Source organism: Kribbella aluminosa (assembly GCF_017876295.1).
Classification (GTDB): Bacteria; Actinomycetota; Actinomycetes; order Propionibacteriales; family Kribbellaceae; genus Kribbella; species Kribbella aluminosa.
On sequence record NZ_JAGINT010000002.1, the window covers coordinates 276,343 to 289,213 of the forward strand.

At 69.4% G+C, this 12,871-nt stretch carries 12 protein-coding genes and 1 pseudogene; 4 read left to right on the forward strand and 9 right to left on the reverse strand.

The window, feature by feature from the left end; translation table 11 throughout:
• The first annotated feature begins 44 nt into the window (after positions 1 to 44).
• Positions 45 to 1,370 (forward strand): DUF8094 domain-containing protein, encoded by a 1,326-nt coding sequence (locus JOF29_RS22625; RefSeq protein ID WP_209696487.1) that lies wholly within the window; start codon positions 45 to 47, stop codon positions 1,368 to 1,370.
• Positions 1,371 to 1,472: 102 nt separating this feature from the next.
• Positions 1,473 to 3,932: a polysaccharide lyase family 8 super-sandwich domain-containing protein gene (locus JOF29_RS22630; protein ID WP_209696488.1), complete on the forward strand. Its 2,460-nt coding sequence runs from the start codon at positions 1,473 to 1,475 to the stop codon at positions 3,930 to 3,932.
• Here JOF29_RS22630 and JOF29_RS22635 read toward each other — a convergent pair.
• From JOF29_RS22635 to JOF29_RS22650, 4 genes are all read right to left on the reverse strand, one after another.
• Positions 3,910 to 4,407, reverse strand: a complete 498-nt coding sequence (locus JOF29_RS22635) for a MarR family winged helix-turn-helix transcriptional regulator (RefSeq protein WP_209696489.1) — start codon at positions 4,405 to 4,407, stop codon at positions 3,910 to 3,912. The two genes, JOF29_RS22630 and JOF29_RS22635, sit on opposite strands and share 23 nt — an antisense overlap.
• Positions 4,404 to 5,003: a DJ-1/PfpI family protein gene (locus tag JOF29_RS22640; RefSeq protein ID WP_209696490.1), complete on the reverse strand. Its 600-nt coding sequence runs from the start codon at positions 5,001 to 5,003 to the stop codon at positions 4,404 to 4,406. The genes JOF29_RS22635 and JOF29_RS22640 overlap by 4 nt, the downstream gene beginning before the upstream one ends.
• 556 nt (positions 5,004 to 5,559) lie before the next feature.
• Complete coding sequence (locus JOF29_RS22645) at positions 5,560 to 5,814, reverse strand: PIN domain-containing protein (RefSeq protein WP_209696491.1); 255 nt, start codon at positions 5,812 to 5,814, stop codon at positions 5,560 to 5,562.
• Positions 5,815 to 6,057: 243 nt separating this feature from the next.
• Entirely contained in the window at positions 6,058 to 6,288 is a 231-nt protein-coding gene (locus tag JOF29_RS22650; protein WP_209696492.1) for a hypothetical protein, read from the reverse strand.
• An 80-nt stretch (positions 6,289 to 6,368) separates the two neighbouring features.
• On the opposite strand from JOF29_RS22650, the pseudogene JOF29_RS45485 reads away from it, so the two are divergent.
• Positions 6,369 to 6,656, forward strand: a pseudogene (locus JOF29_RS45485) (GNAT family N-acetyltransferase); the annotation flags it as partial.
• A gap of 141 nt (positions 6,657 to 6,797) precedes the next feature.
• Here JOF29_RS45485 and JOF29_RS22660 read toward each other — a convergent pair.
• The 4 genes from JOF29_RS22660 to JOF29_RS22675 form a co-directional block, all read right to left on the reverse strand.
• The gene (locus tag JOF29_RS22660; protein ID WP_209696493.1) at positions 6,798 to 7,943 is read right to left on the reverse strand and encodes an MFS transporter; all 1,146 of its coding nucleotides are present in this window, start codon (positions 7,941 to 7,943) and stop codon (positions 6,798 to 6,800) included.
• Positions 7,940 to 9,358 (reverse strand): DNA polymerase III subunit beta family protein, encoded by a 1,419-nt coding sequence (locus tag JOF29_RS44670; RefSeq protein WP_281067423.1) that lies wholly within the window; start codon positions 9,356 to 9,358, stop codon positions 7,940 to 7,942. The genes JOF29_RS22660 and JOF29_RS44670 overlap by 4 nt, the downstream gene beginning before the upstream one ends.
• A 91-nt stretch (positions 9,359 to 9,449) precedes the next feature.
• The gene (locus JOF29_RS22670) at positions 9,450 to 9,968 is read right to left on the reverse strand and encodes an ATP-binding protein (protein WP_307863608.1); all 519 of its coding nucleotides are present in this window, start codon (positions 9,966 to 9,968) and stop codon (positions 9,450 to 9,452) included.
• Between the two features lie 15 nt (positions 9,969 to 9,983).
• Positions 9,984 to 11,135 (reverse strand): anhydro-N-acetylmuramic acid kinase, encoded by a 1,152-nt coding sequence (locus JOF29_RS22675; protein WP_209696495.1) that lies wholly within the window; start codon positions 11,133 to 11,135, stop codon positions 9,984 to 9,986.
• Between the two features lie 212 nt (positions 11,136 to 11,347).
• Between JOF29_RS22675 and JOF29_RS22680 the strand changes: the two genes are divergently transcribed.
• Positions 11,348 to 12,247, forward strand: coding sequence for an endo-beta-N-acetylglucosaminidase H (locus JOF29_RS22680; protein WP_209696496.1), 900 nt, complete (start codon positions 11,348 to 11,350; stop codon positions 12,245 to 12,247).
• Here JOF29_RS22680 and JOF29_RS22685 read toward each other — a convergent pair.
• The gene (locus tag JOF29_RS22685; RefSeq protein ID WP_209696497.1) at positions 12,235 to 12,753 is read right to left on the reverse strand and encodes a histidine phosphatase family protein; all 519 of its coding nucleotides are present in this window, start codon (positions 12,751 to 12,753) and stop codon (positions 12,235 to 12,237) included. The two genes, JOF29_RS22680 and JOF29_RS22685, sit on opposite strands and share 13 nt — an antisense overlap.
• Between the last annotated feature and the right edge of the window lie 118 nt (positions 12,754 to 12,871).

The window sequence follows — 12,871 nt, forward strand, 5'->3', positions numbered from 1 at the left end:
CTGCTGCGCGGGTCCAGCCCGTTGCGGCGCGTAAGGCGCCCGCGGTGCCGGCGGCTCCGATGTTCATGTCGGCGGCCGCGGTTCAGCGGGCCAAGGCGCCGGTGCTGATCGGCGCCGGCGCTCCCCCGCGCTACGAGGAGCCCGAGCAGCGGCCGTACGGCGAGCCGCTCGCCGCCCAGGCAGGCGGACGGCCGGCGACGTCGAGGTCGACGTCGCCGAAGGGGTCCGGATCGGCATCGGGGTCGGGGTCGGCGTACGGCGAGCCGCTCGCCGCCCAGGCAGGCGGACGGCCGGCGTCGTCGGGTTCGGTGTCCGGAGCGGGGAAGGGGGAGGAGGTTGTGCCGTTGGCTGAGTCGCCGGAGTTTGTCAAGAGCGATGAGGCGGTGCGACGGACCGCGGCGCTGCTGGCCAGCGGGGCGTTGTTGCTGACGGCAACGAGTTGCGGCCTGCTGCCGCCGAAGAACAGTCTCACCGTGCCGGACGCCCGCCCGGCGGTCACGCTCGCCGACGCGCAGGCGGTCGTCCAGCGGTACAACCAGCTCAACAACCAGGCGAACCGGACCCGCGACGCGAAGATCTCCGCGACGATCGAGGGCAACCCGACGCTCGCGCAGACCCAGGCGGGCTTCGAGATCGGCCGGAAGCTCGACGCGGCCGGCAAGGAGGTGTCGAAGCCGTTCAGCTACACGAATCCGGAGATCGGCGCCCCGCAGTTCGCGTCGTACCCGATGCGGTTCGTCGTCAGCTCCGGTGTCTCGAACGCCCCGGGCAGCCGTCAGCTCGGCGTCTGGCAGCGGCAGAGCGCGGGCGCCCCGTGGCTGCTGACCCACTCGGTGTACCCGACCAAGACGGTCCCGGTTCCGTCCCTCGACGGCCTGCGTACGCCGGACACCGCCGACCTCAACGTCCTCCGGGCGCAGCCGGAGGCCGTCGCGAAGGACCTCGCGGCGTACCTGAGCGGCGGCGTGACGGCACCGCAGGCGAAGACCTTCGCGACCTCGCCCAGCCTGAAGGGCCTGCTCGACCTGCGCGCGAAGACGAAGGCCACCGACACCGCCGAGCCGTACATCGCGAGCGTCACCGACGCGTTCCTGCCGTCGGGCACGCCGCTGTCCTTCATCACGTCGAACGGTGACGCGCTGGTGTTCCTGTCGCTCACCGAGCAGTACCTGCAGCGCGTCGAGCCGGGCTCGAACGCGTACTGGACCAGCGGCGAGGCGTCCGCGTTCAGCAGCATGGTCAAGTACACGCAGACCCTGCACCAGGACTACCTGCACCAGGTCGCGCTGGTGATCCCGACGAAGGCGTCCGGCAGGCCGGTCCAGGTGCTGTCGATCGACCCGCAGCTGATCGGCGCCGGCGGCCTCTGAAACCACCGGCCTCGGAAAAGTTGAGCGGTAAGCGATTGCCGAAAGATAGTTTCTACTGATTGACTCCCGGGGTCAGATTTTCCCATCCGCCCGGGAGTACCAGTGGAGCTCACCCGTCGCCGCCTGCTGTCCTTCGTCCCCGCCACCGCCCTGCTGACCGCCGTACGACCCGCCTCGGCGGCCCGCGCCACCGCGACAGCCGCCGACCCCGGCGTACTACTGGCGAACGCGATCGCGATCTATGCCGGTACGGCGGAGTCCAACGCCCGCCCGGACGTCGCCGCGAAGGTCGCCTCGATCGACAGCACCGCCCGTACCTGGCTGTCAGCCCTCGGCCACGCCGGCACCGGCGAACTGTTCGCGGGCGTCCCACTCGGCACCAGCGACCCGAACCTGAGCTCGTCGTACCAGCATCTCTACGAGATCGCGCTCGCCCACCGCCGCCCGGGCGCCGCGACCGACCTGCAGACCGCGGCCGTCCGCGACAAGATCGTGAACGGCCTGGTCTGGCTGCACGACAACTACTACGGCGACCAGTCCAAGGGGTACTACGGCAACTGGTTCACCTGGGAGATCGGCATCTCGACGTACGTGTCGAAGACGCTCGCGCTGATCGCCGCCGACGCCGAGCTGGTCATCCGGTACGTCGCCTCGATGGACGCGTACCTGCGCAACGGCAAGGACGGCGACGTCGACCTCGACTCGCGTTTCCACACCGGGGCGAACCTCGTCGACATCACCGCGAACCGGGTACTCCAGGGCGCACTGCTGAACGACGACGCGCGGATCCGGAAGGCGCTGCAGGACCAGTTCACGGTGTTCGCGACCGTCGACCCGTACAACCTGCAGCACGGTGTCACGGACGGGTACTACGCAGACGGGTCGTTCGTCCAGCACGCGTCGGTGGCCTACACCGGTTCGTACGGGAAGGGCCTGCTCAGCCGGGTCGTGCAGACGATCAAGGTGCTCGCGGGAACGGAGTACGCGCAGGGCGACGATCTGGTCGGCGTGGTGCAGGGCTGGGTCGAGCACGGGTTCGCACCGCTGATCTTCGAGGGCTGGATGATGGAGATCGTCAAGGGTCGCGCGGTCTCCCGGACGGGGACCGGGTACGACGACGTGGCGGTGATCGTGGAGGCGATCGTCGACCTGGCGGACTACGCGACCGGTGCGGACTCCCAGCGGCTGAAGGCGTTCGCGAAGTTCACGGCCCGGCCGACGATCAACGTGAACAGCTTCGTGTCACCGGTCAGCGTCGGGCGGTTCGCGGACCTGAAAGCGGACGCGTCGATCGTGCCGGCCGATCTCAACCCGGCGGAGCTCAGTACCGCGTTCAACGCGATGGACCGGACGGTGCACCGCCGGCCGGGGTACGCGTTCGCGCTGGCGCGGAACTCGTCGCGGATCAGCAAGTACGAGTACATGAGCGGGGAGAACCTGCTGCCGTGGTTCCAGGGGGACGGGGCGCACTACCTGTACCTGTCCGGGCAGGACCAGACGCAGGCGTTCGGCATCGACTACTTCACCACAGTGTCGCCGTACGCGCTGGGCGGCGTGACCGCACCGGTCGAGACGCGCAAGTCGGTGCCGGAGTTGTACGGGACGGCGTACTACGACAACGCGGCGGCGGGCTTCACGGCGTCGTCGGAGTCGCAGAACACCTACGTGTACTTCCCGGTCGGGACGAATTCGTACTCCGGGGGCGCGACCCTCGACGCGTACGGCGCGGTCGGGTGGGTGCAGTCGGACGACTTCGCGTACGCGTCACGGAAGGACCTGCCCGCGGACTTCGTGGTCTACAAGAACGCGTCGGCCACCAAGTCCTGGTTCCTCCTGGACGACGAGATCGTCGTACTGGCCGCCGGTGTCGGCGACCCGACCCGCCCGGTGACGACAACCCTGGACACCCGCATCGCGTCCGCCACCGCGCCGGTGAACATCTCCGACAGCAAACCGTCTCGATGGTTGCGCTACACCGACGGAACAGTTGCCGTTGGCTACTACTTCCTGCAGGCCGCGGATGTCTCGGCGCGGGTGGAGACGGTTACGCGGAGCCGTCGAGTGGTGCGTACGTCGAACCCGGACACCGCCGTCACCAAACAGGTCTTCGCACTCACCCACACCCAACCCCGCGGGGCCAAGCACACCCTCGCCTACGCATTGGTGCCCAACGCAACAGAATCCGCCTTGCGCTCGTACCAGCACGGCAAGCTCGCCACACTCTCGAACACCGTCAGATTGCAGGCGATCCAGCATCTGGGGCTACGGCTGACCGCCGCCAACTCCTTCGCTCCCGGCCTGCACCATCTCCCCGGGTTGACCGTCGACGGGCCCGCATCACTGCTCGTCCGTCGTGAGGCCTCGAGCCTGCAGCTCGCCGTTTCCGATCCGACGACGCAACGCGACTCGATCACCGTCAACCTGCCGGCGCAGTACTTCAAGCCCGCCACTCCCGTCGACGGTGTGCAGGTGACACGTACGACGATCGGCACCCGCCTGACCTTCAGCACCCGCCATATCTACGGAGCGAGTGTCCCGGTCAAGCTTCTTCCAGCTTGGTGATCAGCGCCTGCATCGTGCGGAGCGTCGTCCGGAGATCGTCGATGTCGACGGTCTCCGCCAGCTCCGAGGTCCACGGGTGCTGCGCGACCGCGATCTGCCGAATCGCGTAGTGCCCCGCCTCGGTACACGCGAGCAACTTCGCCCGCCGATGCGCCGGATTGGGCCGGTACTCCGCCAGCCCGCGCTCGACCAGCAGATCCGCGATCCGCTGCACCCCCTGCCGGCTCACCCCCATGATCCGCCCGACATCAGCAACCGAATGCGGTTCACGCAGTACGCCGCCGAGCACCTGCCACCAGGCCGCGGTGAGTCCGCCGTTGGCCGCCAGCCCCTGCGCGGCCTCCATCAGCCGCGCGTTCAGCCGGAAAGTGGCGAGAACGACGTCGGTCAACGCCGCACCACCTTCCGACTGCGGGCCGGGCTTCGGCCAAACATTGCGCGGCGGAACAGCCGCCGTCTCGTCCGTGCGCGTCATCCCATCAGCGTCGCGTAGGCGGCCGGGTCCGCACGATGGAACACACCCTCGTACGCCTCCCGCTTCCGCTCGTCCGCCAGCCCGAGCCGCTCCAGCGCGGCCCGCGCGAACTGCACCGGCGAGTCCGGCCCCGCCGTGATGAGGTCCCCGTCGATCACCGCGCGCGCATCGACGTACCCGTCCGCGCCCTGGTACCCGGTCGCCTGCAGGTACTCCTTGGCCGCGCTCGTGTGCTTCCGGCCGTCCAGCAGCCCGGCCCGCGCCAGCCCCGCCGTCGCGCCACAGATCGCCGCCACCGGTACGCCGTCGTCCAGGAACCGCCCCGCCAGCTTCGCGAACGCCTCCCCGCCTCCGTGATCCCACTGCCCCGAACCCGCGAGCACCAGCAGATCCCCGGCGGCCGGCTTCACGTCCGCGATCGTCACGTCCGGCACGATCCGCATCCCGCCCATCGTCACCACCGGCTCGATCGACTCCCCGACCGTCACCACCTGCCACGGCTCCCCGGTGAACCTCCCGGTACGCAACTCGACCATGAGATACCCGATCTCCCAGTCCGCCAACGTCTCGTACACCGCCACATACGCTGTCTTCATAGACAACATACTGTCATTGCGACAGCATGTTGTCAATAGCCCGATGCCGAGCTACCCGGGAAGATCCACCGGAGCGGGCACGAGCGAGGTTGGCCCTTCAGTTTGCGGGTTGACACCCGGCATGCAGAGGGGCACCCCACAAACAGCCTGGCGATTTCAGGCTGGCGCTTCGGCGGCGACTCCGAGGCCAACCAGCTCTGCTGTTCGATGCGTGGGTGATGGTTGTCCGGGATGCCGGGTCGTGAACAGGTTGTGGTGGGTTGGGACCTGGTATTGCCTGACTCCTACCACCAGTGCCTGTCTCCGGTCCCCACCGTCGTCCCGCGGATGCCTGCGCTCCGTCGGTCGAGGGCCCACACATCGAGCAGAAGAGCCGGGGAAACCGCTCGGGTTGCCCGACGCCCGGATCCGGGTCGTCCTTCGTGTGGGCGGAGGTGATCTTGAACGGGTGGAGCGTCGTAGCGGACGGGCACGCACGCAGAACCCGCCGAGACGGGGTGTTCTCCGTCAAATCGCCGGGTTATGCCTGCATGCAGGAACACGATCGCCCGCCAGATCAAGCAGGAGCGTCGACCGTCAGGCCGGCGGCGCGAGCGGCGTCGGCGCGGCGTTTGTCGTAGGTGACGAACGCGGTGAGCGGGTGGATGCGGAGGGCGGTCGCCAGGTGGATCGCGTCCAGGCTCCGCACGGTCGCGGGCCGGACGGTCTGGGCGATCATCCGGCTGCCGGCATCCAGTTCGCGGAGCTCGATCAGGTCCAGGACGCGCGGCAGCAGCACCGCTTCGGGCGCGTGGCGCGCGAGCGCCCGCACGGACTCGACACCCTGGTCCTCCCGCGCTGATCTCGATCTCGGCGAGCACCGAGCTCACCCACGCGGTCTCGGCCCGCTCGTCCAGCCAGTCACGCAGCGCGGCCGACTCGGCCTCGGCGTGCACGAGCCTCACGATCGCCGCCGAGTCGAGGTAGATCATCAGCGCTCACCGTCTTGCTCCCGGGACAGCTCGGCGCCGACGCCGACGCCGTCCGGCTCACCGATCGGCAGCCGCCGTACCGCCTATCGCATCTCGGCGGCACGCTCCCGGCGGACCGCCGCCTCGAGCAGCTCCAGCCGGATCACCGCCTCGAGCAGCTCCAGCCGGATCACCGCCTCGAGCAGCTCCTGCCGGATCACCGCCTCGAGTAGCGCCTGCCGGATCACCGCCGACCGCGAGCTTCCGTCGTGTGTCAGAACCGCGAGCGCGTGCTCGGTCTCCGCGTCGCTTCGAATGGTAATGGTGCCGGCCATGCCACCGGTGTAAGACGAATCGTCTTACAGGACCAGGAAAACCTGATGCCTGCAGGCCGGGTGGCTGGGAAGGTGACGGGATGGGTGTGCGTGTGGTGACGTTGGATGACTGGGATGGGTTTTGGCCGTTGGTGAAGGGGTTTGGGACAGCGTTTTCGGAAGGGGAAAGTCGGGGCTTCTTTGCGGAGTTGGTGGCGGATCCGCGGTGGGTGGCGCTCGGGTACGACGATGGTGGGCTGGTGGGATACGCGGCGGTGCAGGACTACGGGACGCATCTGCGAGGTGGGGCACGGCACCACGGGCGGTTGCACGATCTGTACGTCGTACCGGAGCGGCGTGGTGGTGGTGTCGGGCGGGGGCTGATGGCGGCGGTGGTCGAGTGGGCCTCGACGCGGGTGCGGTATCTGGAGTGGCAGGCGCATCATGAGCGGTCGGGCCGTTCTACGAGGCGCTGGGGTATCGCGGGGAGCCGTGTCCGCAGCCGGAGTACCCGACGTTCGAGATCGACTTCAAAGCCTCAGCAACATAAGGCCGGCCAGCGCGGTCGCGACGGCGGAGACCGCGAGGGCGTGGCGTACGTCGAGTGTGGCGAGGAGGTTGGTGGACGCCAGCAGTGGGACGGTCTGCACCAGCGAGAGCAGCGATTGCAGCCGGGTCAGGTGTGATTTCGGCGTACTGCGGACGAACACCGGTGCCAGGTGGGAGGTGAAGAGACCTACGCCTAGGCCCTGGAGGAGCGTCGCGCTGACTGCGAGTGGGACCGTTGGCGCCAGCGCTAAGCCCGAGATGCCCGCCGCGGCGACCAGGCAGCCGATGCCGCCCGCCGTTCCCGCGCGGGCGAAGGTCCCGAAGCGTGCCACCAGAACCGCGACCAGCAAACCGCCGCAAACGTTGCCTGCAACAACAAACCCTGCTTGACCGGCCGCCCAGCCGTGTGCGCGGGCGAGCAGCGGAACACACAGCGAGGTCACCGGCAGCACGAACGCCGCCACCAGACCGACCACTCCCAGGATCATCCGCAGCACCGGATCCGCGATCGCCACTCGCAATCCGTCCAGCGCGGCGCGTACGACGGACGGGCGATCGGACTGCGGAGGTACGTCGTACGGTGGTCTCAACGTCAGCAATACCAGGAACTGCACGGCGAACGTCACCCCGTCGAGCGTCAGCGCGCCGACCAGTCCTACAGTCGCGACGAGTATTCCGCTGAGTGGTCCGCCGGCGAGCGTGATGACCTGGGCGGCCGACGTACGCAAAGCCATTGCCCGAGGCAACTGGTCGTCAGGCACGAACAGCCGCGGCAGTACGCCGGCCGCCGGCAAGGCGAAGGCATCGACGGTGCCGACCGTGATCGACGTTGCCAGCAGGACGCTCACCGACACTCCGCGGACCCCCACGACGAGCGCGAGCAGAAGGCAGCAAATGCCGACGATCGCGGAGCAGATCAGCAGCAGGCGGCGCGGGCCGATGCGGTCGCCGAGGACGCCGCCAAGGAGGAGCAGCACGGCGCGCGGCAGGGTGAACCCGGTCAGGACGAGCGCGGCGACCCGCGGGCCGATGCCTGTCGCCGCCCAGCCGAGCGCGAAGAACAGGGCGGCGTCGCCGAGTACCGAGAGGGTGGAGCCTGCCAGCCAGCCGTAGTACGCCCGGTTCACCCGTCCAGCCGGACAGGCATCACCAGGGTGGTGAACGTGCCTTGGTCCGCCGACCGTACGACGACAGGCCGGGACGGGTCGCAGATCTCCAGCAGTACGTCGGGGCCGACGCTCGCCTCCAGAGCGGCGGTCAGCAGACTCGCGGTGAACCCGATCCGCGCGGAGCCCGTGCCGATCACGTCGAGCTTCACCTCGTCGCCGATCCGCAGTACCTCCGAGTCGATGTCGAAGGCAACAATCTCGCGGTCGACCAGCGCGTCCCGCAACCGCAGGCGGTCCACCACCACGCGACAGCTCGGCGGCGCCAGTCCTTCCAGGATCTGCTGGTACGCCGGATACTCCGCGTCGACGATCGCCAGCTCACGCGACTCGTCACCCCGTACCAGTACCAGCCCGCCGTCCACCTCCATCCGTACGACGTCCCCCGCCGCAACCCATCTGCTCACCGCGGCCAGGTCGGCGGCCCGCACCAGCACCCGCCCGCTCACCCCGCCGAACTCCACCGGCCGCACGCTCCGCACCGCCAGCCGATACCGATCGGTCGCCACGAACACGACCTCCTCCGGCGAGAACTCCACCAACACACAACTCAGCACAAGCCCCATGTCGTCACCCCCACCCGAGCCGGAGCTGCCGTCGGAGGTGGAGGTCGCGGCCGAGACGGACATCGCGCCGGAGGCGGAGGTCCCGCCCGCGGAGGTCGCGCCCAAGGCGGAGGTCCCGCCCGCGGAGGTCCCGCCCGAGGCGGAGGTCCCGCCCGCGGCGGAGGTCCCGCCCGCGGCGGAGGTCCCGCCCGCGGCGTAAGTCGCGGCGGGGGTGAACGTCGCTCCGGAGCCCACACCCGTCGCCCGTCCCTCATCCATCACCGAGCCCTCATCCATCGCAGAGCCCACACCCGTCGCCCGGCTCTCATCCGTCGTCGGGCTCTCATTCGTCGTCGGGCTCTCATTCGTCGCCGAGCCCTCGTCCGTCGCCGAGCCCTCGTCCGTCGTCGAGACCTGAGGCGGCGCCGTGTCCACGGCCGGGGCTGCGGTGGGAGTTACCTGGCGGATGGCGCTGGACAGTTCGGGGCCGCCCAGGAGGGCGGTGGTTCGGTGCGAGAGGAGTTGGGTGAGGAGGCGGGTGGCGGCTTCCTGGGTAGCGGTGGATTTGGCCTGCAGGGTGCGGAGGTGGGCGCGGATCAGGTCGGCGACCTCGGCCGGAGGCGCGTCCAGGGCGAGGCGGACGTCCGGGAGGGGTAGGTCGATCTCGCGGAGGTCGCGGAGTAGCCGGGCGCGGTCGGCCTGCGACGGGTCGTAGTACCGGTAGCCGTTGGTCGCGTCGACCTCGGCGGGTGGGAGCAGGCCGCAGTCGTCGTAGAACCGCAGCGCACTCGGCGCCAGCCCCACCAGCCGCGCGAACTCACTGATCGTCATGCGCTCGACCCTCACCCCTGCACCAGCTCGAAGGTCAACCCGGATCCCCGGAAACAATCCGGCGCCCAGTGCCAGAGAAGTTCCGGAAAGGTCAACTCCGGAGCCGGCCCCACAGGCTCAGGGTCTTGCCGAAGCGCTCGCCGCGGATCCAGTCCAGGATGCCCCTCGCGCACCGCTCCGGCGTCAGGTCTCCCCGTACCGACCGCGGGACGAACTTGCGGAGCTCCGCCGCATCGGCGACCGCCTCCTCGATCTGCCCCTCCGGCCAACCCCGCGCGGCCAGCCGCTCCCGCCGTACGGCGTCCGGACAGTCGAGGTGCAGCCAGCGTCCTTCGGGCAGTTCCGTCGGCAGCCCCGGCGTGAGCAGCAGCACCGGCATACCGGAGCGCCGGATCAGCTCGGTGATCCGCAGCCACAGCGCGTTGTACGCCGGCCAGATCGGCGCCGCCGTCGGACTCGCGATCGAGATGCCGAGCAGCCGGCCGTTGTCGTCCAGCAGTTCGTCCATGTCCATCACGACCAGATTGCCCGGGTTGAGCCGGACCAGCTCCGGCACAACCGTCGTCTTCCCCGAACCGGGGGCTCCGGTCACCACGAACAACCTAGTCACAGTCCTAGTGTGCGGTCATTCCACTGAGAGGCGGACGGGAGGTCGTGCCTCGCCGGTAATCGTCGGGAGCCCGCTGGGTCCCGGGGTCACCGATCCGAGCACGCTCGAGTGCCGCGCGCCGGTGCAGCTGGGTACCGTTCCGCCGAGGCCTTGCACGGTCAGGAAGCCGAGTACGGCGAACGCGTACGCCTCCTTCGCCGCCGACGGCATGCCCAGCTCGTCGGTGGTCCGGACCGGTATCTCCAGCTCGTCCGCGAGCAGATGCATCAGCACCGGGTTCCGGATCCCGCCGCCCGCCGCGACCACCTCGGTCCCGCCGTACCGGCGTACCGCGTCGGCCACCGTCCGCGCCGTCAACGTGGTCACTGTCGCGACCAGGTCCTCCGCCGGGATCACGGGCAGCCCCTCCATCGCGTGGGCGACGTACGCGAGGTTGAACAGCTCCTTCCCGGTCGACTTCGGCGCCGGGCGCCCGTAGTACGGCTCGGCCAGCAGCCGGTCAAGCAACTCGAGATGCACCTGCCCGCGCGCGGCCATCACCCCGTCCGCGTCGAACGCCTGCCCGGTCAGCTCCGTCACGACCGCGTCGATCAGCGCGTTCGCCGGCCCGGTGTCGAACGCCACCGGGTCACCGTGGACGACGGTGATGTTCGCGATCCCGCCCAGGTTCAGAGCCACGGGTACGCCGGGACGCCCGCGCAGCCACAGCACGTCGATGATGCTGACCAGCGGCGCCCCCTGTCCGCCCGCCGCGACGTCCCGCGCCCGCAGGTCGGACACCACCGGTACGCCGGTTGCCTCCGCGATCCAGGCGGGCTGACCGAGCTGCAAGGTCCCGTGCACCCTGCCGCCGTCGACCCAGTGGAACATCGTCTGCCCGTGCGACACGATCAGGTCCGCGTACCCGCCGCAGAGCTGCTCGACCGCCTGCCGCGCGACCGCCGCGAACGCCTGCCCGATCCCGGTGTCGAGCTTGCAGACCTGCTCCATCGTGGTCGGCGCTGGCGGCAACGCGGCCGCGACCGCCGCCCGGAGCTCGTCCGGGTACGGCTGGCTCAGCATCCCCAGCGGTGTCAGCACCAGCTGGTCCCCGTCCAGCCGCAGGTCCGCGGCGGCGGCGTCGATCGCGTCGTACGACGTCCCGGACATCAGCCCGATCACTCGCATGTCACTCCCGTCGGTGGCGGTCGCAACCTCCAGTCTCGGTCATCAGGCCCCGCCTCCGCGAGCCCGGGCCTTGACAGCCGGTGATCACCGATTGATGATCGGTGACGCTATACCGGTTTATCAGCGCTCGTCGCCGTGCCGATCCTCCGGCTGGCAGCAGCTACTTAACCGCTATAGCATCCGCCCACCTGTGACGAGGAGTCGATCAGCTCATGAAGCGAAGGACCCTGTTGTCAGCCCTGGCCGCCGGTACTGCGGCAGCCGCCACCGGCGCCGCGCTCCCGGCCGACGCCGCCGGCAAACGCCGCCCGCGCGCGAAGACCGGTCCGGTGACCGTCGCGTACATCGAGGTCAACGACCACAGCATGCTGAGCGCCGGCAAGTACACGCTGGCGAACGGCGGCTCACAGGTGATCGACGTCGCGGTGATCTTCGCCGCGAACATCAACTACGACGGCTCGAAGGCCTATCTGTCGTTCAACCAGCAGGTCCAGAGCGTGCTCGACAACGTCGCGACCCAGGTCCGCCCGCTGCAGCAGACGGGCATCAAGGTCCTGTTGTCGATCCTCGGCAACCACCAGGGCGCCGGCTTCGCGAACTTCCCGGACCAGGCGTCCGCGGACGCGTTCGCGCAGCAGCTCGCGGACGCCGTCAACCAGTACGGCCTGGACGGAATCGACTTCGACGACGAGTACGCGGAGTACGGCAACAACGGCACCGGCCAGCCGAACGACTTCTCGTTCGTGTACCTGGTGCAGGCACTGCGCGCGAAGCTGCCGAACAAGCTGATCACGCTGTACGACATCGGCCCGGCCGCGGACCGCCTGAGCTACAACGGCCAGAGCATCGCCGAGACCTTCGACTACGCCTGGAACCCGTACTACGGCACCTGGGGCGTCCCCGTCGGCCCGAGCGAGAAGTCCCGCCTCTCCCCCGCCGCGATCTCGTACACCGCCACCAGCTCGTCCACCGCGGCGAGCCTCGCCCAGCGGACCGTCAGCGAGGGGTACGGCGTCTTCCTCACCTACAACCTGACCGAGTCGGACACGTCGTCGTACATGTCCGCCTGCACCCAGAAGCTCTACGGCAGCGACACCGTCTACACCGCGTAGGTCCAGCCCGGCTGCCAGTCGAACGGCGCCACGATCAGTTCCTCCATCGGCCGCCCACTCCCGAGCAGGTGCTCCAGTGCCCACCTGTTCGCGGAGTGCGCGACCACGAGGACCGTCGCGTCGGCGTACCACTGCTTGACGTCGGCCAGGAACGAGCGGGTCAGCTCGACGACGTCGGCGTACGACTGGCCGCCGGGGAACGGTGTACGGACGCGCTCGATGCGGGGATCCAGCGCGTCCACCGGCGCACCGTTCAGCGTCCCGTAGTTGCACTCGCGCAGTCGCCAGTCCTGCAGATACGGCGCGCTGAGCCCCGCCAGCTCGACGGTCTCCACCGCTCGCCGCAGATCCGAGCTGAACACCACGTCGACGTCCCGCCGCCGCTCGCCCAGCTCTTCCGCGAGCCGCCGCCCCTCCGCCGACAGCTCCCCGGGCAACCATCCGGTCGCGCGCCCCCGCTCGTTGTCCACCGTGATCGAGTGCGTCTCGTATATCAGCCTGGTCATGGGGCCTCCCGGTCTGGACTGAGGAGCGGCGGGAGCGAAGCGACCAGAGCGACGAGGGAAGACCGGGAGTCACAGCCCCAGGACCCGCCGCGACGGAGTCGCGGCATCAATGCTGTCA

Excerpts from the sequence above, each read along its gene's own strand:
- JOF29_RS22635 (WP_209696489.1), bottom strand. The coding sequence starts at position 4,407 with ATGACGCGCACGGACGAGACGGCGGCTGTTCCGCCGCGCAATGTTTGG.
- JOF29_RS22640 (WP_209696490.1), bottom strand. The coding sequence starts at position 5,003 with ATGAAGACAGCGTATGTGGCGGTGTACGAGACGTTGGCGGACTGGGAG.
- JOF29_RS22650 (WP_209696492.1), bottom strand. The coding sequence starts at position 6,288 with ATGGCCGGCACCATTACCATTCGAAGCGACGCGGAGACCGAGCACGCG.
- JOF29_RS44670 (WP_281067423.1), bottom strand. The coding sequence starts at position 9,358 with ATGACGATCAGTGAGTTCGCGCGGCTGGTGGGGCTGGCGCCGAGTGCG.
- JOF29_RS22675 (WP_209696495.1), bottom strand. The coding sequence starts at position 11,135 with ATGCGAGTGATCGGGCTGATGTCCGGGACGTCGTACGACGCGATCGAC.
- JOF29_RS22680 (WP_209696496.1), top strand. The coding sequence starts at position 11,348 with ATGAAGCGAAGGACCCTGTTGTCAGCCCTGGCCGCCGGTACTGCGGCA.
- JOF29_RS22685 (WP_209696497.1), bottom strand. The coding sequence starts at position 12,753 with ATGACCAGGCTGATATACGAGACGCACTCGATCACGGTGGACAACGAG.